Consider the following 21,138-nt stretch of genomic DNA (forward strand, 5'->3'; position numbering starts at 1 on the left):
AGCGGGCATGACGGCGTGCCCGTCGGGCCAGCGCGGGCCGGGGCGCAAGGCCCCGGCTTATCGGCTCACCGGCCTGACTGGTGCGATTGCAACGGCCCCGCCGCGGCTTATCAGCTGGCGGCGGGCGTCCCGCGTCGCTATTGAGCCGACGCGGGACCGCTTGCGTGGGTCAGTCGCTGTCGGGGGCTGTCGGCATATACCGACCGTCGCGATAATAATGCTCGCCGGTCAGCTGGCCGTTGTTGCCGTAGTAGGCTGCACGTCCGTCGCGTTTACCGCCGCTGTAGGTCTGCAGGCCGATCCGGACGCCGTTTTCGGCAAAGTCGTACCAGCGGCCATCGCGACGGCCCTGGTCGTCGTACTGCCCGGCGGCACGCACATAGCCGTTTTCGTCGACGGCCTCCCAGCGGCCGATCTGAACGCCCTCGCGATAGCGGCCTTTCCACACCTGCTGGTGTTGGTACGTGGTCCATTCGCCGTGGCGCTTGCCGTTCTTGTAGTCGCCACGGGCGACCAGGCGACGGTCGTAGGCCCGGTATTCGACATAGTCGCCGACCTGAACGCCGTGTTGGTAATGCGCGCGTGAAAGCAGTTCGCCGTTGTCGTCGGTGGTCGTGACCGCGCCGTCGAGTTTGCCCTGGTCGTCGTAGTGGCTTTCGGTGCGCTGGCCGCTGTAGCCGTATTCCACAGCCTCGCCAATCTGGGTGCCGTGGCGAAAGTGTGCATATTCGCGCAGTTCGAAATCGCGATAGCTGCGCTGTTCGCCGTGGCGTTTGCCGTTGGCGTCGTAGTGTTCGATTTCGTAGGTCCCGGCATCGGTACCGCGGGCCTGGTACTGCCGGCCCACCGGGTGGCCGTTGCGTTCGACCGTGTGCCGGCGCAGGCGTCCATTGCCGTAGAACGAGCGGTTCTCCTTATAGCCGGTTTCGGGGTTTTCGATACGCTTCGAGGTCACGTAGCCGTTCTTGTCGTGCCAGCGCGTGATCTTGAGTGTTTCGCCGTTGTGCTCGACGTGATGCATGAATATGCTGGGCTCGCCGTCCCGGTAGCTCTTAGATGCAATCACATCGCCGCTGCCATCCTCGGCATAGCTGCGCGAGCGTTTGGGCTGGCCCTTGTTATCGAACCAGCGATGGGTGCCCACCGGCTGGCCGGCCCGAAAATGCTTGACGCTTCTGAGCTGGCTATCGCTGAACCAGCTGCGTTGTTCACCGTCTTTCTCGCCGGCTGCGTAGTGCCAGTGCCTGACCAGCCGACCTTCGTCGTTCCAGGCGCGATAGTCACCATCGAGCTTGTCGTTGCGATAATGGCTGCGCCGCGTCAGGTGTTTGCCGCCGTTGCCATAGCTTTCGGCCCAGCCGTTGCGTTCGTCGTTTTCGTATTGTTCCAGCCGGTAGAGCGTACCCGCCGAGTAGGTTTGCTTGATGCCTTCGATCTTGCCGTCGACATACGGCGTACGACAGCGCAGCAGACCAGTGACGGGGTTGTAGCAGCGCACCTCGCCGTCGATCACGCCGTGGCGCAACGGCTGTTCGGAGCGTAGCTTGCCGTTTTCGCCGAAACTGACCACCAGCCCGTGAAAGCGGCCCTCGCTGTCGTGGATGCCCACCTGCTTGAGCGTGCCGTTTTCGGCGTCGTGGCTTTCGTAATAACCGACCCAGTGGCTGTCGTCGGCGTTCATGTCCGGGTCGGACAGGTAGCTGCGATAACGCAGCCGATCGCTGTCGATCGTGCGCACTTCCGTGAGCCAGCCGAGGCCGTCGCGCTCATCGGCGACGGTGGCCTTGTAGACGGCCTGCGCCTTGGTTACCGGGTCGAAATCGTCATTGAGCCAGAAGGTGCCCTGGGCGAATGCTGCGCTATGCGCACAGGCCAGGCTGAGTGCGATTGCGCTATGCCGGATCCACTTCATGGCAGCGCCTTGAGCTCGTCATGCCAGCTGTGTGTGCGCGGTTCGCCGTCGAGTTGCATGACCATCACGTGATCCGCCGCACCCCAGAGCCGGATGACTCCATCGTCGTACATGTAATCGCCCAGCGCGTGCTCGCTGGCTTCTGTCTGCCAGTCGTCCCGGCGTTGATCCGGTGCGGCGTCCTTGCGCATCGGACGTAACGCATGGCCTTTGGCGTCGTAAAACCGAATGCTGTCGAAAAAGGCCGCTGCGGAGCGCTGCGGATCTGGCGTACGGCCGGTTACGGCTTTCAGGTCGATCAGCCAGGGCTTGTCGGAGTCGATCGCGATGCGCTGCCAGCGCGGCGTACCGGGGCAGGTGAGGGTGGTTTGCACTTCGATGCCGTAGAAATAGGTCCGCACGCCGTCGTCGGTGGCCAGCTCCCAGGTTTGCTCGCCTGGCGCGTCTTCGTCGTCTGCGCGCCTGCCGTAACGATTGGCGCTGGGTCGCGGTTGCCAGACCAGCGCATGGCCGGCCTGGGCGGGGGCGTCGGCGGTCAGTTCGCAGGCGCCGGCCAGCCCTTCGGGCAGGATCAGGCGCAGGCGGTTCTTATCGGCATCCTCGGTGTGGATGTCGTCGAATGCGATCGGCCCTTCGCTCGGCGTGTCAGTCTGTGCCGCAGTGCCCAGAGTCTTCTTCTCGGGCGGCGCCAGATCGCGGTTGCTATAGCGCGCGGCGAAATCCCGGAATGACACGCGATAGGATTGGCTTTCGGTGCTGGTCTTTGCATGGCGCAGCGCCAGCTCGGCGGGCGTGTGGTCGGATTGCACCTTGAAGTGCTGTATCCAGGCCAGCGGCTGATCGACACGGGCCAGTGCGATTTCTTCGGTGGTGCTGAGCCAGCTGTCATGGCCTGTACCCAGCGTTCGTGCATTCAGACCGGCCTGGGGCGTGGTCGAATCGGGCCAGTAATAAGCGGTGCCCGAGGTATACAGATCCACCCACCAGCTATTGTCTTCATTGGCGACCGGGTTTGCGGTCACCTTGACGCGGTTTTCGCCCACTTGCGTGGGTTGTTCGCCGAGCTTGAGCTGTGTCTTTTCGCCCGCGTCGGTCGGCGTGTATTCGAGCTGCGCCTCGACGCGGGCCACGCGATCGAGCGCGGGCGTGTTCCAGCCCAGGCTGCGAAGGCGGAATATCTGCAGGGCACCGGGGTTGTCCGGCCGGCTGTCGTAGTCGAGTGCGTCGAATACCAGCGGGATATCCAGCGGTTGGTCCTGGTTGTCGTAGAGCGTGATATCGGTGAGTGCGAGCGAGCCGAAGGGGATTTCGTCAAAGGCGTCGACTTCAAAAGCCAGTTCCAGCTCGTGGCCGTCGGCCATGAATACCGGGTTGCGCGCGTCGAGATCGAGCTCGGTGGGCGCGGCGGGCGCCTCATCCTGGGCCTGTGCCTGGGTTTGCGGTATGGGGTACTCGCGGTCTTCGTCGAACGACGGGCCGGTGATCAGGTTCGACAGGCCATCGGCATACAAGCCAGTGGCCAGGTCCTCGCGGTGCACGGCATAGGCCAGGCTACGAACGGCGGCCGAGTGGTCGCCGACGCGTATATTCATATGCGATACGGCGGCCATCGACTCGAGCCAGCCGGTGGCGCGATCCAGGCGGACGCGTGCTTCAAGACGCACGTCGGAGATACGTGCGTCCAGGGCCAGGCCGGCCAGTTGTCGGCTAATCGGGTTGTCGTTGTCGAGGGTGTCGGCGCGGCCGGTGATTTGCAGCGAGACCGAGTCGTCGGTTACCCGCGTGACCGTGACGGCAACGTCGTGCAGGCCGCGATAGGCATCCAGGCGGACTTCGGCGCCTTCGCGTGCCGGCAGCGATGCGGCGATCGTCGGATCGACGATCTGGGTCTGAAAGGCATCGCCGGTCAGCCCGGGGGCCTCGGTGTCGAGTGCGTCGATCTTGTCCTGATCGACCAGGGCGATATCGCTCTTGCCGTCGGCATCGATGGTGAGATCGAAGCCGTCGCGCAGCATATCGGCGACCTCGCCGGCTTTGCCATCCTCGGACTCGCTACTGGAGAACAGCGTCTGATAACGGCGTCTGATCTCGAGCAGTTCCGGAGTCACGCGCAGCCGTGTGCTTTCGCCGACATGATCCACGCGATAGCGCAGCACGCCCGTACTGCTTGTTTCATTGGCGCGGGATGCATCCTCGGGGATGATTTCCACCCGGCTGGCCACGGCATAGTCGCGTACCTCGCCTTCGGTGGGCGTGAAGCGAACGGTGCGCGGGCCGCCCGGGGAATACAGCATATAGGCGGCAATCGCGAAGCCGCCGATGATGACTACTAAAGCGATCCAGAGAATTTTTCTGTTCAAAACAGGCCTATCGGGACAGTGCAACGCGCGCCTGCGTAGCGGGGCGCGCTGCTATGGGTTTAAGGGCGAGGCATTAAAGCGGGCAAACGGGCGTTTGAAGAATAGGTCAGTGGGTATCGCGCAGGCCGTTGCAGTATTCGCGCCGTGTCTGGCCGGCGTTAGGGTCGTAGGGCGGCGTGTCGACGCGCTCGCCGTTGCGATACAGCTCACAGCTGTCGAGTTCGCCGTCGTGGCGGTAGTTCAGCCATAGACCGCTGCGCTGGCCGGCCTCGAAATTGCCTTCGGTAAGCGGGTAGCCCTCGGCGTTGACGGCCTGCCAGCGGCCGATCTTCTGGCCTTTGCGATAGCGGCCGTGCCAGGTCGGCCCGCCGCTGGCCGATGTCTCGATCCAGGCCCCATGCCGGACGCCGTCGACATAGTGGCCCCGCTCCACCGGTTTGTCGTCGTCGGCGTAGCGATCGTAACGCTCGTACAGGCCGTCTTTGCTGCCCTCGTCGTAGTGGGCGATTTCGATGAGTTGCTGGTCGCTGTCGACCACGCGGTATTCGCCGTCGAGCTTGTCGTCGACATACTGGCCCTCGGTGCGCTGGCCGCCATAGTCGCGCTCGAAGAACGGGCCGTTGCGTTGGCCATCGGCCCAGGTGGTCATCTTCACGATTTTACCGTGGCGGATTTCGACCTCTTTGCCCTGGCGTTTGCCGTTGTCGTCGTAGTGGGTCCGCAGGCTGTGATTGGGCTCGAGCGTTTCGATATACAGCCCCACTCGGTGATGATCGCGTAGCTCACGGCGATAGGTGATTTGCCCGTCGGCGGCAAAACGCAATTCGATTTCGTGGGCCTGTTGAGGGAAGGCGATGCGGCGGACTTCGACATAGCCGTAGCGGTCGAAATACTCGTGAATCTCCTTCGGCGTATCGGTATCGCGGACATGACGCACCCGGGTTTTCGGCTGCCCGGTGGCGGTGTCGTAACGGGTCGTGACCAGTAGCCGCCCGTCGCGATCGAGCACGGTTTGCGCGGTGACCTGGTCGTTTACGTTGTAGCGATTGACGATGTCATGACTGACCTGTTCGCCGTCGCGGTAGTACACGATCTCGCTGAGCAGGTTTTTTTCCTGATCGTGCCATTGGCGTTGTGGGCCGTCCTTGCGTCCGTTGACGAAACGGGTTTCGGCGACGGTTTTGCCGGCCTCGTATTCGCGTGCCCAGCCATCGGGTCGGCCGTCGCGGTATTCGACGCGGCTGACCAGCCAGGCCCGGTCGCCCGTGCTGTATTGCTCTGTGACGCCGTCGAGGCGATCGTGATGATATTCCTCGATACGAAACAGTGCGCCCTGAACATACTGGGCATGGATGCCCTCGCGCTCGCCGTTTTCGTAATCGGTGACACTGTAAAGTTTGCCGTCGACATACTGGCGGGTCTTGCCTTCGAGTTCGCCGTCGCGATAGAGCGCGGCGCGTTCGAGCCGGCCCTGGGCATCGAAGGTGGTCATCAGGCCCTGATAGCGCGCCTGGGCATCGGCCGTGCCGACTTCGGCAAGGCGATGTTCGCCGTTCATGCGATACAGCGCGTAATGGCCGATCCAGGTGACATCGGTATCGTCTCGCTCGGGCTTGGCGACATAGCCGCGCATGCGCAGGGCATCGTCTTCGATACGGCGCAGTTCGGCCGGCCAGCCGATCCCGTCACGTTGGCTCTGCACGCTGACCCGATAGGTTGCCGCGGCCGCATCGTCGACGGGGTTGAGTTCGGCGTCGTACCAGAAGCGGGTCGGGTCCTGGGCATGGACAGCGCCGGCCGCGACGAGCAGGCCGGCGGCCAGGGCATGGCGGGCACGGGTGATCATGCAAAAGCCTCTCGTGGTGGCACGGCGTATCAGCCGCCGTTGTCCGAACCGCCGTTCTGGCTGTCGTCGACCGGCTCGCCGTGGTTCATCGTCCACTGGCGCACCGGCTCGCCGTTGCGATAATCGGCCTGTTCGCCGTGCAGGCGCCCCTGGTCGTCGTAGCGACGCCATTCGTACTGGCCGTCGAAGGTCTGTTCGACCTGCAGGCCGCTCGGCTTGCCGTCGACGACTTCCTTGCGATAGACGACCTGGCCGTCTTCGCTGTAGTGCGTCTTGATATAGTGCGGCGCGTCGCGAAAGCTGATGTGGCGGGTAAGCAGATGGCCGGTGTTGGAGAAGGTCTCGTCGACCCGCCGGCGGCGTCCCTGTGCGTCGGTTTCGAGACGATCCTCGGCCTTGCGCGGACTGCCGTCGATCGGCCAGAACTGGGTGCGGCGTAGCCGCTGTCCGTCGTCGCCGAGCACGCGCTCTTCATCGAGACGGCCACCACTGTAGTACTGCTGAAGCCCGCGTAACTGGTCGTCGTCATAGCGGTAGACGGAGGCCAGTTGTCCGGCTGCCTGGTTGAGCCAGTTGCGCTGGATACCATTCTTGCGACCATCCACATAGTGGGTTTCCTGCAACAGTGCGCCTTCGAGCGACCAGACGCGCTCCCAACCGTCGAGCCGGCCATCGCGATAGTGGCTGCGCTGGGTGAGTACCTGCGGTGAATGCAGGCTGCCGTACTGTTCGACCACGCCGTCGATCTTGTTGTTGTGCACCTCGGTGAGCTTGCGAATGCGCCCGTCGTAGTAGCTGGTTTCAAAGCCTTCGCGCTTGCCGTCGACCAGCGGCGTGAGATAGCGCAGCTCGCCGCCGACATAGCGGCGCCCCATGCCCTGCATCACCCCGTTTACATACGGCGTTTCGTAGCTGAGCACCCCATCCCGGTCAAAGCCGACCGATAGCCCGTTGCGTTCGCCGGCCATATTGCGGGTACCCACTTCCGCGAGCCTGTAATCGCCGGCGAAGCGGTAGAGTTGATAGGCGCCGACCCATTTCTGATCGGGATCCGCCAGATCCGGCGTCGAGCTGTAGCCGCGAAAATTGAGCTGGTCGTAGCGAATCCGCCGTATTTCCACCGGCCAGCCCGGCCCGTCGCGTTCGTCGGCGACCGTGGCCTTGCGGCTGGCCTTGGATTTGGCGACGACGTCGAAGTTGTCGTCGAGCCAGAAGGTGCCCTGGGCCCAGGCGCTGCCGGTCTGCACGAGCAGATAGGCTGCGACCACGGCGAATTGTGGGCGCAATCGTGTTGAATGGATCATTGCAGGTCCTTCAGATGGTTGCGCCATTGTTTTTCGATCGGCGCGCCGGAGAAGGTCAGCGATTTGACCGCAGCGACATCGCCCCAGAAACGGATACGCCCCTCGTCGTCGAGATAGTCGGACACGCGGTGGCTCATGCCTTCGTTACGCCAGTCGTCGAGCCGGGTATCCGCGGTCATGTGCTTGAGCATGGGCCGTAGCGGTTTGCCGCGCGCGTCGAGAAAACGGTGGCTGTCGAAAAAGCGGGCCGCCTGCATGCCGGCATCGATCTCGCCGTCGACCACGGTGTTGATGTCCACCAGCCAGGGTTTGTCGCGATCGCTGTCGAGTTCGCGGGTCTGCCAGGCCGGCGTACCGCGGCAGGTCAGCGTGGTGGTGACATCGATGCCGTAGAAATAGACACGGATTCCGTCGTCGGTCATCAATACCCAGCGGTCGGTATCGGGGTGTTCGCCGGTGCGCGGCTCGCCGATGCCGAAGCCGGGCGCACGTTGCTCTTCTGGCCGCCAGACCAGGGCATGGCCTTCTTGCGCCGGTGCATCGGCGGCGAGTTCGCAGGCCGAGCCCACGCCGATCGGCAGGCGCAGGCTCAGCCGATTCTGGTCGGCGCCTTGCGGGGCGGTGTCAAGCGCCAGCGACGGCTTCTCCGGCACCGGGGTGACCACGAGATTGCGCTTTTTCGGCGGCGACAATTCGCGGTTGCTGTAGTGCTGTTCGATGCTGGTGAACTGAAGCTCGTGCGAACTGGGCGCGGACGGGCTGGTGTAGAGCGCCAGCGGGAACCGGTCGCTGTCGCCGGTCACCAGTATCTGCTGGATCCAGGCGCCCGGCTTATCCACCCGGGCGAGCTGGGTGAGATCAGCCGGTGTCAGACCGTCATAGGCTTTGTCGCTCAGGCGTGCCGACAGATCGCCGTAGACCGCGCTCGGATCGTAGGTATAGAACGTCTGCTCGCTCACATTCAGCACTAGCCGCCAGCCGTCGTCGGTGGGAGTTGCCTGGATGTGCGCGCCGGGGTCCTGGCGTTCGGTCGGGGTATCGGCCAGCGGCAGCTCGATGGATTCCGGCTGGAGCGGGTCACGGTAGTCGAGACGCGCCTCGACGCGGGCGATGCGATCGAGCCGGGCGTCCTGCCAGCCCATTGGCAGCAGGCGCACGCGGGTATTGAGTTCGCCCTGGGAAAAATCGGGGCCGATGGATTCCAGCACCAACGGGATATCGAGTGTCTTGCCGTCGGCGTCGCGCAGGGTCAGTTGCTTGAGCGCCGACAGGCCCAGATGCGCGTCGGGGGCGATATCCTGGATCACGGTGAGTACCAGGGCGTGGTCCTTATCGTCGATGGAAAAACGCGCATCGGCATCGGCGAACGGCTGGGGGGCGGGTTTGTTCGCCCGCAAGGCTTCGGTTTCGGCCTTGCTGTGCGCCAACGGCAGTTTCACCCCGCCCTCACGCACACCCGTCGTCGCGCGATTGCCGAGCTGGTCGAGCCCGTCCTCGATCGAGCCCAGCGCCGGGTTGTCGACGTGACGCATGGTCATCGTCGTATGGATGTTCCCGCTTTTGTCCTGGCTTTTGACGTCCTGTTCACTGATCAGCGCGAGTGATTCGATCCAGCCGCCGTCACGGGACAGGCGCATGCGCCCGTGTACGGCGGTCACCCGCGTGCGCACGGCGTCGTAGCCGCTACCGAGGGTGGTATAGGTCGTGGGCGTATCGTCGGTGCGTTCGAGGGCGACGCTCACGCTGTCATCGTCGACGCGATCGACGGTGAGCGTGAGTGCCGGCATGCCCTGAAAGGCATCGACACGCACCTGCGCGCCGACACGGGCCGGGATGCGGTTGGTGACAGCCGGCGTGCCCAGCTGCTGTTCGAACTGCTGGGCCTGGGTGTGGCCGATATGGTCTTTGAACGCATTCCAGGCGTCGCGGTTGACCGCGCTCAGGCGCGTGTGACCGCTGTCGCGATCCATGACCAGCGCGAAGCCGTCCTTCATAAGCGCGGGCACGGGCGTGTCGTCGAGCTTGGCGGCCTGGGTGCTGGAAAACAGCGTGTAGCCGTCCTTGTCCTGGACCTGGACGAAACGCGGCAGCACATGGAGTTTGAGCGTCGGCCCGGCTGCATCCACCCGATAGCGCATCACGCTCTGCATGACCAGCGACTCCTGGCTGGATTTGCTGGATGTGTCATCGCCTTCGCGCATCTGCGCAATCACCCCGATGCGATAATCGCGGGTATCGCCCTTGGCCGGGTCGAAGGTGATATCCGACGGTTTGGACAACACCACCGCGGCGGCGCCGATGCCGATCAGCACCAGAACGCCGATCAGGCCCAGAAGCAGTTTTTTACTCGACACGTGTTACTCCTGGTTGTCGTGTGCCGGCGGCGCGCTAGCGCTGCGGTGCTGGCGTGAAGGTCAATGTGTGGGTGCTGGCGGGCGTCTCGTCGTCGTAAAGCGCCACGGCGAATGTGTCGATATCGCCCTTGAGCGTGATCTGCTGGATCCACAATGCGTGCGTATCCACGCCCTCGACGAGCATGCGATCGGCCGGCGTCAGGCCGTGGCGGCGACGGTTGCTCGTCACCGCCGAGCGGCCCTTGAAGGCCGTGGTGTTATCCGCCAGGTACAAGTGGGTATAGCGACCGGTCAATGTAACCAGCCAGCCACCGTCGATGGGCTCGGCCACGGCCTTGGCCGGCGCGTCCTCAAGATGGGTGGGCCCGTCGCGCAGCGGCAGGTCGACATAGGTTGGCCCGTCCACCGGCTGATAGCGGAATGTGGCCTCGGCTTCGGCGAGATCGCTCAGATCGGCACGGTCCCAGCCCAGCGGCAGCAGGCGCACGGCGCTGCTGTCTTGATCGCCGTAATCACGGCCGATCGAGTCGAGCACGAAGCCCTGATCGAGGGGTTCGCCGTTGGCATCGCGCAGGGTGAGCTTTGTCAGCGTCATCTGGTCGAGGTCGAGATTCTCCTTGTCCCGATGGGCAATGGTGAGCACCAGCGCGCCGTCTTCATCGTCCACATGAAAACCGGTTTGGGCGTGGGCGAGCGGCTGTTGCGGCACATCCAGGGCCTCGCGCTCCGTCGCCTCGTCCGCGCGGGTCGGCAGGGACAGGTCGTAGTCGGGCGAGGCCGCCTCCAGGGTGTTGATCCGCAAGCGCCGCAGGCCGTCGCCCATGCCGCCGACCGCCGGGTTGTCCACGGCCTGCATGGTCATCACGACATGCTGCGTTTCGATGTGCTGGCTGTGCTGATCGCTGATCAGCGTCATCGCCCGGATCCAGCCGCTGTCGCGATCCATGAGCAGGCGCCCGCGCACATTGGTGAACCGTGGGTCGGTGCGCTCATCGGTCTGTGCCAGGGTCGCGGTCACGGTGTCGGCATCGACATCGGTCACGGTCAGGCGCAGTGTCGGCATGCCCTGAAAGCCGGCGATATCGACCTCGGCGCCCTTGCGCGCCGGTATCGGCTGCGCAAGCGCTGGAATGAGCAGCTGGCGCACGATCGCCGCCAGCGGTGTACGGTTGTCGTCGACCGCGGCCCGCCAGGCCTCGTTGTTGCTGACTTTTACCTGCGAGGCGGCGTCCTCGGCGTCAATCGCTACATCGAAGCCGGCCTGCATCAGTGTCGGTAGCGGGCTGTCGGAAAGCGTGGCCGGCTGGGCGCTGGAGAACACGACTTTGTCTTCGTTCTCGACACGCATGAAGCGCGGCGTTACATGCAGTTCGCGCGTGGGTTTGGTCGCGCTCACGCGATAGCGCAACAGGCTTTGGGCGACCTGCCAGTCGCGGTATTCGCCTTCGCCTTCGCTTAGCACACGCACACCGATGCGATACGTTTGCTGATCGCCCTTGGCGGGCTCGAAAGCCACGGTATCCGTGCTGGCAGACGCCATGCTTGCCTGGGTGGCGGCAACGAGCGCGAACAGCGCGGTCAGCGCCAACATCATTGTTTGCTTCGACACGTTAACTCCCTGAATTCTGTTGGAACGTCGTTTCAGCGCCGCGCGATCAGGGCGATTCGCGGCGTTCGAAGGTCACCCGGTAAGTGCGGGGTTCGGCAAAATCGGTGCGTTCCAGCGGATACTCGATCGGGCTTTGCTGGCTATCCACGCGCAGGTATCGAACGTCGGCCTGTGCGTTGTCGACCTGGGCCAGCAGTCGGGCCGCGCCGGCGCCGTACCATGGCTTTTCGGGCGCAATGTCGGCCATGACCGTTGCGCCGGGCAGCGCTCTGGCATAACTGGCGGCGTAGTGCACCGTTGCACTGTCCTGCAACCGCAGCCACCAGCGGTCGGGCTGCTGCGTGTCCGGCCAGGCCGCTACTTTGGCCGTGCCGTGCTGGCGCTCGTGGGCCTCGCCGTCGAGCGGCAGGGTGAGATATTGCGACTGCGATGGGCGGTAGGTCACCGTCGCCTCGGCATGGTCGATTTGATCGAATACGGACGGATCGTCACCGAGCGCCAGATAGGAATACATGCGCCCGTCGTCGAAGTCCTGGGTGTCGTAAGCGGGCAACATGGTTTGGAATACGATCGGCGGGTCGATCGCATGGCCGTCGGCATCGTAGAAGGTGATATCGCGCAGCGCGATCGTGAACAGCGGCACGCGCTGTTCGCTGTCGAGCCCCAGATGCAGATTGAGCTGGTCTAACTCCACGCTCAGCGCGGTCCTGGCCTTGTCCAGCTGGGGGTCGTCAACGGCCGGCGCGGGCTGAGTGGAATCGCGGTCGCTTTCCGGCAGCTCGATCTCGCGGCCCGATTCGTCGCCGATGCCCCGGAACGGGTCCAGCAGCCCCCGCGCATCGGCCCGGGTGAGGTCGGCCCGACGCTGCGCGTGGGTGATGCGATCGATCGCGAGCGTGCGGCCGTCGCGTTCGACCACGTCGCGGCGCACCAGGGTGAGCGATTCCAGCCAGCCGTCGTGACGGTTCACGCGCATGCGACCGACAAAACGCAGCTCGGCCGGCTGTTGGTCCATATCCAGGGCCCGGGTGTCGGCCGTGGGTTCGATACGCAGGAGGATGTTGTCGTCGTCGACGTGTGTCACGCGCAGGCGCATCGCACTCAGGCCGCGATAGGCCGCCAGTTCGTGCGTGGCGCCCACGCTTGCGTCGATGGCCGTCGGCAAGGTCGGAACGACGACCTGATCGACCCACGGGTTGCCGGCCGCGGCATCGAGTTTTTCACTCAGCGTTGAAAACGTACGACCGAATTCCGGGCCGCGTTGCGGGCGATTGTTTTCGAATGGCAGGTCCAGGCCACCGTGCATGACGGTCGAGAAATCCGGGCTCGGCGCGGCGTCGACGAGGTCGGTGGTCAGCAACAGTTCGTCCTCGTTGCGGGCATGCACCAGCAACGGCTCGACGTGCAGTTGGCGCTTGTCGCCGAAGTCTTCGAAGCGGTATCGCATGACCCCGTAGGTCTGCACCCAGCGCTCGGGCGTGGCGGCACCAAGCGGGCGGACCGTGACGCGCTGACCGACGACATAATCGCTACTCGCACCCGCTTCGGGCGCGAAGCCGGCGCTGTTTAGTCCCGCCGGGTCGACGAACTCGGTCAACGCCAGTGCGCTGGCGCCGATTGCCACCAGAGCCCCGGTGATGAGGATCGCGCGTTTCATGGCGTTTTCTCCGGGTCGTCGTTCGCGCTGGCCGCGTTGTGGCCGGGCCGGTGGGGCCAGCTTTTTTCGATCGCGGGCGGCTCGAAGGCGAGGGTGAGCACGCTCGCTACGTCGCCCCAGATTCGAATATGGCCATCCTCGTAGATGTAGTCGCGCAGCCCGTGCTGCGCGGCTTCATCGGCCCAGTCGGCGCCGCTGTATTCGCCGCTTCTGAGCATCGGCCGCAGCGGGCGGTCGTCGGCATCGAGAAACTGGACGGTGTCGAAATAGTCGCCTGCGGTGCCCGTGGATTGTGGCCAGCGTCCGGTCAGCTCGGGCAGGTCGATCAGCCAGGGGGTATCGCTGTCGACCGTCAAACGCTTCCATGTCGGTGTGCCCGGGCAGCGCAGAACGGTATCCAGGGCCAGATCGCTGACATCGGCATGGGCGCCATCCATGAGGGTCAGATGCCAGCGTTGTCGGCCCTGTTCGGCCACGGCGTCGGGGGTATCGGTCTTGCGCCACAGGCGCGCGGGCATATCGGCGCGCTTGACCCAGGCGCTGATGCCGCACTGCGGATCCAGGCCGACGGGCACATCCAGACGCAGCCCGCCGCGCCCGTCGTCTTCGGGCGCGATATCGGCCAGCGACAGATCGCGTTCTGACAACAGCGGGGTGTCGAGATGGCGAGTGGAGTCCGGCCGCTGGTTGCGCGCGTCGTACTGTGCGCCGACAAAACGCACGGTTTCGGTTTGTACGATCTGGCCGTTGTCGGCCGTCTGCAGGGGCAATTCCAGCGTGGGCAGCTCGGCTTCGATACGCAGCGTATGCTGCCAGGCGCGCGGGTTGTCGTTGCGCGCCAGCATCATCTGCTCGGCCGCGTTCCAGCCAGTGGTCGGATCGGCGAGCAGACCCTGTCCGGTCACGCCCTCGGGCAGTGCGCCCGGGTCCAGCCAGTAGAACGTATCGCCACCGCTGGACAGGGTGATCTGCCAGGCGTTGTCGGCGTCGGCGATGGGTTCGGCTATTGCCCGGGCGTCGCCGTTTTCGAGCACATGGCGCTGGTCGTCGAGCACGAGCGTGACTGGCTCGCCGGATGACCGCTGCCGATAGCCGATCTCGGCACGAGCCTCGGCAACGGCGCTCACGTCGTGTTCGTCCCAGCCCAGCGGCAGCAGATTGATCAGCCAGCCGCCGTCTTCCTCGCCGTAATACTGCATGGTATCGAAGGCAAGAAAGTCGGGCAGGCGCTCGCCGTGGGCGTCGTAGAGCGCCACGTCTTGCACTTCGATACTGCCATAGGGCAGTTCTCGGGCATTGCCGCCATCCAGATAGAGCATGACCCCGCCCGGATAGGCGCTGAGCTCCTGCGCGGCCTCGGGCGGATCGAAGCGATCCGGCGGGGTATACATGGGCGGCGGCAAGAAGGCGCTGCTGTACTGCGCCAGCATCAGCTCGCTGCCTTCGGTAAAGGCGTTGGGCAGACGGGCAAAACCGTCCAGCGATGCTGTCACCGAGCCGGCCGTGAGGTTGTCGCGGCGATGCGCATAGGTGATCGAGCGCATGGTCGCGGCCTTGTCGTTCGCGGCCATGCGCAGGCGTGTGACCAGGGTCATATCCTCGATCCAGCCGTGTTTGCGTTCCACGGTCATGCGGGCCGATACGTGCACATCGGACACGTCGATCGGTGTGTCGGGTGGCGCCAGACGCTGAATGAGCGATGCATCGGCGGCCAGGGTATCGATCTGGCCTTCCACACGCAGCCAGGCGTGCGCGTCGTCGAGCGCGTCGACGGTGAGCGTGAGCCCTTCAAAACCCTGGAAGTTGTCGAGCGTGGTCGTGGCACCTTGCCGCGCAACCACGCCCGGCGGCACCGCGGGGCCGAGCATGGCCTGGGCCAGGGGATTCTCGGCCACCTTTTCGAATTGTTCGGACAGACGTTCGAAGGCGGCCGCGTTGACCGGCTGCATGTGCAACTGGCCATTGTCGGCCAGCGTCACGTCGAAGCCGTCGCGCAGCGCCTCGGCGACCTCGCGATCGCGCCCGCCGAGATCGGCGCTGGCCAGCACCGGTTGGTCGTTAACGGTCAGATTGAGCAGGTCGATTCCGGCATGCAGGTGCAGCGGGCTGCGCTCGGTCACGCCATAGGTCACGATCCCGTGGCTTTGCACTGTGTGGTCGAGTTCGCGCCCGTCGATATCGACGACCACCCGGTTGCCGACACGATAATGATGCGATTCGCCCGAGGCCGGATCGAAAACGAGACGCGGTTCACGCGGCGCCATCACGATATAGACCGCGGCACCGGCTGCGACGACGCCAAGCGCGCCTGCAATCCATCGACGTATGTTCATCACGCGCTATAACGTTCAAATCGAGAGCGGCGCCATAAAAGGCGACAAGCGTTCGACGGTTTTCGTGTATCGCTCGTACCACGCAAACTGGCGAGCATCGCCGGCGTGCCACGATTGGATGCGCAGTGGCGCTAACAGCATGACTACGCCGCTTGGCCGACTGCGATTAGATGTATGATCTATGACGAAAAATGATAGCAAGGCCGGGTAAATTGTTGTATGAAAACGCAATTGAATAAATGCGCAATTAGATTGCGCGCAATATGAATCGCTGGATCGAGCCCACCACGCTCAAGGGTGAGCGAGTGGTGCTGGAGCCGCTCACGCACGCGCATGCGCCCGCGCTGGCCGAAGCGGTCGCCGACGGCGAGCTGTGGAAGCTGTGGTACACCTTCGTGCCGACGCCGGACGCCGTTGCTGGCTATATCGAGACAGCGCACGCCGAGCAGGCCGCCGGCGGGCTGGCTTTTGCGGTACGCGATCGTGCCAGCGATACGGTGATCGGTTCGACGCGTTTGTGCCATGTGGACGCCAGCAACCGGCGGGCCGAGATCGGCTATACCTGGTATGCCCGACGTTTTCAGCGCACCGCAATCAATACCGAATGCAAGCGGCTCATGCTCGCCCATGCCTTCGAAACCCTGGATGCAATCGCAATCGAGTTCCGGACCCATTGGCACAATCGCGCCTCGCGGGCGGCGATCGCGCGCCTGGGCGCCAAGCAGGATGGCGTGCTACGCAATCATCAGATCAGCGCCGACGGCAGTCTGCGAGACACCGTCGTGTTTTCGATTCTGGCGCATGAGTGGCCGGCGGTCCGGCAGAACCTGGATTTCCAGCTCGAACGCCATGGCTGAAGCCGACCCGCTGTGCCGCGGGCCGGCGTGTATCGCGTGCTACCAGCGATAGGTGAGGCTGCCCACCACGCTGCGCGGTACGCCGTAGTTGCAGAATGACGTTGCCTGCGCGCCGTCGCAGTAGAGTTTGACCTCGTCGAAGATATTGCGACCCGACAGCTGTAGCGTGACGTCGTCGAACTGATACCGGATCGCTGCATCCACCAGCGTAGCTGACGGATAGCGGCTCTCGTTGGCGGCATCGGCGTATGACGAGCTGGTGTAGCGCAGGCCGGCGCCGACGCCCAGCCCGTCGAGCGTGGGCTGCTGGAAACTATAGTCCAGCCACAGCTTGGCCAGATGATCCGGTCGGTCGGGCACGCGATTGCCGTTGGTGGTCTGACTGCCGCCGGCTTCGACCACCTCGACCTCGTTGTAGGTGTAGCTGGCGATCGCCTTGAGTCCGGCGCTCAGGTCCAGCTGTGCCGAGGCTTCTGCGCCGCGTGAGCGTGTCTCGCCGATCTGGCTCTGGATGGTCGGGTTGCTGGGCAGTGCCACCGTTTCGTTCTGGCGCGTGATCTCGAATGCGGCGAGTTCGAAGGAGGCATTCCAGCCGTCGGGGCGATAGCGAATACCGGCTTCGTATTGTTCGCCGCTGATGGGGTCGAGGCTTTCGCCGGTGACCTCGTTGACGCCGTACTGGGGGACGAAGGATTCGCTGTAGCTGACATACGGGGCCAGCCCGTTATCGGCGAGATAGACCAGGCCCGCGCGCCAGGTCAGTTCGTTCTGATCGTTCTTGTCGGCGCCCAGCGAGCGCTCGTCGACCCAGTCCTGGCGGGCGCCGACGGTCAATGCCCAGCGCTCGGCGAACTTCATGTGATCCTGCACATAAAGCCCGTACTGGTTGGCGTCGGTGGCGTTGCGGTTGGTGGCCTCGGGAATGGCAAACGATTGCGTGTAATCCGGATCGTAGAGATCGAGGTCCGGCACCGGTGCCTGGTTGCTCAGGCGCAGAAAGCCGGAGGTGCGGCTGTCGTAATCCAGGCTCTTGTAATCGAAGCCGACCAGCAGGCTGTGGTCGATACCGCCGAGTTCGACGTCGGCCAGCAGGCGTTGATCGGCGGTGAGGGTGTCGGCATCGTCGTAGCGCACGCGAATATCGCGCTCAAGCGTGGTGAGATCGGCGTTGAACGGATCGGCGGTGAAATAGTTGCGGAACACGTCGACCACGTCGTAATCGATCTGGCGATACCGCACGTTCTGCTCGAAGCTGAGATGGTCGTTGATCAGATGCTCGAACAGATAGCCGACTTCCCAGATTTCCGAATCGTAGCCGCCGAGCCCCGGTTGGCCGATATAGCGATCGCGGGGAATGCGCTCTCCGGTCGTGGGATTGGGCCGCTTGGTGCCGGCCAGCGGAAAGCCTGTCCAGTAATAGTCCGACTCGCTCTTCTGGTAACGCGCCAGCAGGGTGAGTTCGGTGCCCGCGCTCGGCGTCCACGACAGCGCGGGCGCGAGATAGACCCGATCGTCGTCGATATAGTCGATGGGCGTACCCGAATCCTGCACCAGGCCGGTAAGCCGGTAGCGCCAGCGCCCGGCGTCGTCGAGGGCTTCGCTGACGTCGCCCTTGAGCTGCTTGTGGTGGAAGGTGCCCATTTCCAGGCCGATTTCGTGCAGGGGCGTATCGGTGGGGCGCTTGGTGACCAGATTGATGATGCCGCCGGGCTGGCCCTGGCCATAGAGCACCGAGGCCGGGCCGCGCAGCACCTCGATACGCTCCACGCCATAGGCCTCGATCGGTGCATCGTAGGGCAGACCGGCGAACAGCCGGGTGCCATCGCGATAGGTCGCATCGGCGGCAGAAAACCCACGGATACGGATGCCGTTACTGTCGATTACGTCGTTGTTGACGCTGTCGTCGGTATCCACGCCCGGCGCGTATTCGACCGCTTCGGTGAGCGTATCCGCACCGCGGTCCTCGATCTGCTCGCGGCCGATGACGCTGACCGACTGCGGGGACTCGATGAGCGGAATATCGGTCTTGGTCGCCGTGGCGCTGCGCTCGGCCACATAGCCTTCGACCGGCGCATAGGCGCTTTCCACGCCGGCGCCCTGGATATCGATAGGCGCCAGCGGCACGGGCTGGCTGTCATCAGCGAGCGCGCCGGTCGCCGCGAATACCAGTGAAAGCGCGCCGGTCAGGCGTCGATTGATCCGTCGTCGATGTGGGCCGGCGAGTCGGTCGGTCATGCGTCCCCCTTTTTTGAATGATGGCGATGCGGGTTCGGGTAGCGGTGGGTCAGTAGACATCCATGCGGATACGCCCGGCCTCGTTGAGCCGTTCGACGGTTTCGGCACCGAGGATCGCGGTGAGCGTTTCGGTTACGCCCGTGGCCATGCCGTCGTGACTGCCGCACACGAAGATGAACGCACCGTTGTCGACCCAGTCGCGCAGGCGTTCGGCGTGTTCGGCCAGGGCCTGCTGGACATAGCGGCCGTCGTCGGCGTCGCGCGAAAACACGGCGTCGAGATGGGCGATATCGCCGTTGTCGTGCCAGGCGCGGATATCGCCGCCGTAATAGAAATCCACCGTGCGCTGGCGTTCGCCGAACAGCAGCCAGTTGGCACGCTGACCGTCGCCGATACGGGCGAGCAGATGGCTGCGCAGTCCGGCCATGCCGGTGCCGTTGCCGATGAAGATCGCCGCGCGCTGGCGGCTCGTCTCGTCGCCGCGAAAACCGGGGTTGGCGCGTAGCCGCAGCTCGACGATATCGCCGATTTCTGCACGCTCGATCAGCCAGCCCGAGGCCAGACCGGTGCCGTTTTCGTGGCGGGCCAGACGCACCAGCAGTTCGATACGGTCGTCGCCGATATTGGCGATCGAATAATCGCGTGCAGCCAGGGGCGCGAGCGCATCGAACCAGTCCTGGATGGCGGTCGAGGCCGGCACGCCGTCGTCGGGCAGGCGGCGGTCGGTCAGCGCCTGGCGTAGTGGTTGCGAATGCCCGCCACGCAGTACGGCCGTCTCGCCGTCGATACCGTGATCCTGCAACCAGGCATCGACGATGGATTGCGGTTGGCGCGGTCGAATTTCGACGATATCGCCGGCCTGCCAGCCGGCGGTGCCCGGTTCGAGCGCTTCCAGACGCAGGCAGGCAGTGGGCGCGCCGAGGCTGTGCGGATTGACGATCGTGCGTGCGCTCAAGCGCCAGCGATCGAAGACCGGTTCACGGTCTGTATTGGCGGTACCGAACAGCCCGGCCAGCGCGGCATGCCAGTCGGCCAGGGCCGCCGCGTCGGCCTTGTCGACTTCGATGGGCGCGATCAGCGTACGCGCGCCGCGTTCGCGCAGGGCGCGATCGAGCCGTCGACCGAAGGCACAGTAGCTGTCGCCGTAGTCGGTATCGCCCAGCGACAGCAAGGCATAGTCGAGTGTTTCCAGCGCCGGTTCGCTGGCGCCGCAGAAGTGCCGGTCGAAGCTGCGCGCGGCTACCGGGGCATCGCCTTCGCCATGCGTGCTGACCACGAACAGCGCCTGGCGATGCTCGCACAGAGCCAGCGGCTGGATTTCGTTGAGGCCGGACATACGCACGGCGCGGCCGGTGGCCTGCAACGCGGCCGCGGTCTGTGTAGCGATACGCTGGGCGAGCCCGCTCTGGCTGGCATAGGCCACGAGCAGCGTGTTCGCACCGGCCGGCGCATTGGCCTGGATGGATGGCGTGGCCGCGACCTGGCGCTTCATCCGGCGCCGGCGCAAATACAGCAACAGCCCGGTGATGAAGAACACCGGCATGGCGAAGCTGGCCAGCATCATCAGGATGACGCCCGGCGTGCCGAAGAACGCGCCCATATGCAGGGCATAGAGGCTGGCCAGCAGCTGATCGCCCCAGGCCTCGTCGGAAAACCGCTGCTCGCTCAGGATCGCGCCGCTGGCCGGATGCACGAACAGTTCGTCGTCGGCATAGCGATGAAATGCATCGCCCGGCACATAGTGCACTTCGAGCGGCGCGCTTGCCTCGCCCGGCCAGCGGATGAACACCGATTTGGCATCGGTGAGCTGCGGCGCGATCGCCGCCCACACGCGCTCGATATCCACGCCGTCGACAGGCGCGGCGAGTTCGACCGCGGTCGCGCTATCGCTGGCGAACAACGCCTTGGCACCATCCCGATACCAGTCGAACGACCACCACAGGCCGGTCAGCGAGGCGATCAGATAGGCCAGCAATGCCCACAGCCCCAGCACCGCATGCCATTCGCCGGCCAGCTTGCCGCCCAGCGCGCGCGGCCAGATCCAGCGCCAGGCCTGACGCGGACGGCGCTTCCAGCGAATCCACAGGCCGGTGATCGACAGCCCCACCAGGGCGATGGTGGAGATGCCCACGATCAGCTTGCCGGTCGCACCCGCGGCCAGGCGCTGATGCAGCTGGCGGATCAGGCCGAAGGTCCATTGCCCGCGCAGCATGCCGATCGGTTCGGCCGTGGTCGGGTCGAGCATGGCGCGTTCGCCGCGCCGGCCGGTGGTTTCCGGCGTGCGATAACCCACGAACGCCGGATAGGCGCGGTCCTGGCGCCAGAACAGGCTGCTGACGGCATGGGTCGGGTGTTCGGCCTGATAGCGCGCGACCAGGGCCGGCGGGCTCAGACGGGCCTCGTTTTCGAAATGCGCGACCTGATCGGCATTCAGCCATTCCAGAATATCCTCCTGAAACGACATCAGGCCGCCGGTCACGCCGATGAGCATGAGTACTGCGCCGGCGGTAATACCCACCAGCCAGTGCAGTTGGAAGATGGGGTCGAGCGCGCGAATCCGTTCGAGCATGGGTGTCAGAGCGTTGGTTATGACAGGGCGAGGCGGTGCGCGTCGTGTTCGGCGTTACGCCGAGCGCGGGCATGCGTGGCGCCGCAGCTTGGAACGGCGGCC

General features: G+C 64.7%; 11 protein-coding genes. 1 reads left to right on the plus strand and 10 read right to left on the minus strand.

Translation table 11 applies throughout. The annotated features are described in order from the left end of the window. Positions 1-169: 169 nt before the first annotated feature. The 8 genes from T5B8_RS03420 to T5B8_RS03455 form a co-directional block, all read right to left on the minus strand. On the minus strand, positions 170-1,912 hold the full coding sequence (locus T5B8_RS03420) for a toxin-antitoxin system YwqK family antitoxin (protein ID WP_353176245.1): 1,743 nt from the start codon (positions 1,910-1,912) through the stop codon (positions 170-172). Continuing rightward, positions 1,909-4,272, minus strand: coding sequence for a hypothetical protein (locus tag T5B8_RS03425; RefSeq protein WP_353176246.1), 2,364 nt, complete (start codon positions 4,270-4,272; stop codon positions 1,909-1,911). Before T5B8_RS03425 ends, T5B8_RS03420 begins: the two co-directional genes overlap by 4 nt. Positions 4,273-4,378: 106 nt before the next feature. Beyond that, the gene (locus tag T5B8_RS03430; RefSeq protein ID WP_353176247.1) at positions 4,379-6,118 is read right to left on the minus strand and encodes a toxin-antitoxin system YwqK family antitoxin; all 1,740 of its coding nucleotides are present in this window, start codon (positions 6,116-6,118) and stop codon (positions 4,379-4,381) included. A gap of 29 nt (positions 6,119-6,147) precedes the next feature. Continuing rightward, positions 6,148-7,422 (minus strand): toxin-antitoxin system YwqK family antitoxin, encoded by a 1,275-nt coding sequence (locus T5B8_RS03435; protein ID WP_353176248.1) that lies wholly within the window; start codon positions 7,420-7,422, stop codon positions 6,148-6,150. Next, positions 7,419-9,776 (minus strand): hypothetical protein, encoded by a 2,358-nt coding sequence (locus T5B8_RS03440; protein WP_353176250.1) that lies wholly within the window; start codon positions 9,774-9,776, stop codon positions 7,419-7,421. The genes T5B8_RS03435 and T5B8_RS03440 overlap by 4 nt, the downstream gene beginning before the upstream one ends. Positions 9,777-9,810: 34 nt before the next feature. Further along, positions 9,811-11,385 (minus strand): hypothetical protein, encoded by a 1,575-nt coding sequence (locus T5B8_RS03445; protein WP_353176252.1) that lies wholly within the window; start codon positions 11,383-11,385, stop codon positions 9,811-9,813. Between the two features lie 46 nt (positions 11,386-11,431). Then, positions 11,432-13,042 carry a hypothetical protein gene (locus T5B8_RS03450; RefSeq protein ID WP_353176254.1) on the minus strand — a complete coding sequence of 537 codons (1,611 nt, stop codon included), beginning with the start codon at positions 13,040-13,042 and terminating at the stop codon, positions 11,432-11,434. Next, positions 13,039-15,375 carry a hypothetical protein gene (locus tag T5B8_RS03455; RefSeq protein WP_353176255.1) on the minus strand — a complete coding sequence of 779 codons (2,337 nt, stop codon included), beginning with the start codon at positions 15,373-15,375 and terminating at the stop codon, positions 13,039-13,041. The genes T5B8_RS03450 and T5B8_RS03455 overlap by 4 nt, the downstream gene beginning before the upstream one ends. A gap of 263 nt (positions 15,376-15,638) precedes the next feature. On the opposite strand from T5B8_RS03455, the gene T5B8_RS03460 reads away from it, so the two are divergent. Continuing rightward, positions 15,639-16,232, plus strand: a complete 594-nt coding sequence (locus T5B8_RS03460; protein WP_353176256.1) for a GNAT family N-acetyltransferase — start codon at positions 15,639-15,641, stop codon at positions 16,230-16,232. 39 nt (positions 16,233-16,271) lie between these two features. Here T5B8_RS03460 and T5B8_RS03465 read toward each other — a convergent pair whose 3' ends face one another. Both T5B8_RS03465 and T5B8_RS03470 read right to left on the minus strand, forming a co-directional pair. Beyond that, on the minus strand, positions 16,272-18,467 hold the full coding sequence (locus T5B8_RS03465) for a TonB-dependent siderophore receptor (protein ID WP_353176258.1): 2,196 nt from the start codon (positions 18,465-18,467) through the stop codon (positions 16,272-16,274). A 49-nt stretch (positions 18,468-18,516) separates the two neighbouring features. Next, positions 18,517-21,036 (minus strand): PepSY domain-containing protein, encoded by a 2,520-nt coding sequence (locus T5B8_RS03470; RefSeq protein WP_353176260.1) that lies wholly within the window; start codon positions 21,034-21,036, stop codon positions 18,517-18,519. Positions 21,037-21,138 lie beyond the last annotated feature (102 nt).

Source organism: Salinisphaera sp. T5B8 (genome assembly GCF_040361255.1).
Classification (GTDB): Bacteria; Pseudomonadota; Gammaproteobacteria; order Nevskiales; family Salinisphaeraceae; genus Salinisphaera.

What these genes read in the sequence shown, in the direction of transcription:
- T5B8_RS03430 (WP_353176247.1), bottom strand. Translation starts at nt 6,118, where the DNA reads ATGATCACCCGTGCCCGCCATGCCCTGGCCGCCGGCCTGCTCGTCGCG.
- T5B8_RS03470 (WP_353176260.1), bottom strand. Translation starts at nt 21,036, where the DNA reads ATGCTCGAACGGATTCGCGCGCTCGACCCCATCTTCCAACTGCACTGG.
- T5B8_RS03465 (WP_353176258.1), bottom strand. Translation starts at nt 18,467, where the DNA reads ATGACCGACCGACTCGCCGGCCCACATCGACGACGGATCAATCGACGC.
- T5B8_RS03450 (WP_353176254.1), bottom strand. Translation starts at nt 13,042, where the DNA reads ATGAAACGCGCGATCCTCATCACCGGGGCTCTGGTGGCAATCGGCGCC.
- T5B8_RS03435 (WP_353176248.1), bottom strand. Translation starts at nt 7,422, where the DNA reads ATGATCCATTCAACACGATTGCGCCCACAATTCGCCGTGGTCGCAGCC.
- T5B8_RS03460 (WP_353176256.1), top strand. Translation starts at nt 15,639, where the DNA reads ATGAATCGCTGGATCGAGCCCACCACGCTCAAGGGTGAGCGAGTGGTG.
- T5B8_RS03455 (WP_353176255.1), bottom strand. Translation starts at nt 15,375, where the DNA reads ATGAACATACGTCGATGGATTGCAGGCGCGCTTGGCGTCGTCGCAGCC.
- T5B8_RS03420 (WP_353176245.1), bottom strand. Translation starts at nt 1,912, where the DNA reads ATGAAGTGGATCCGGCATAGCGCAATCGCACTCAGCCTGGCCTGTGCG.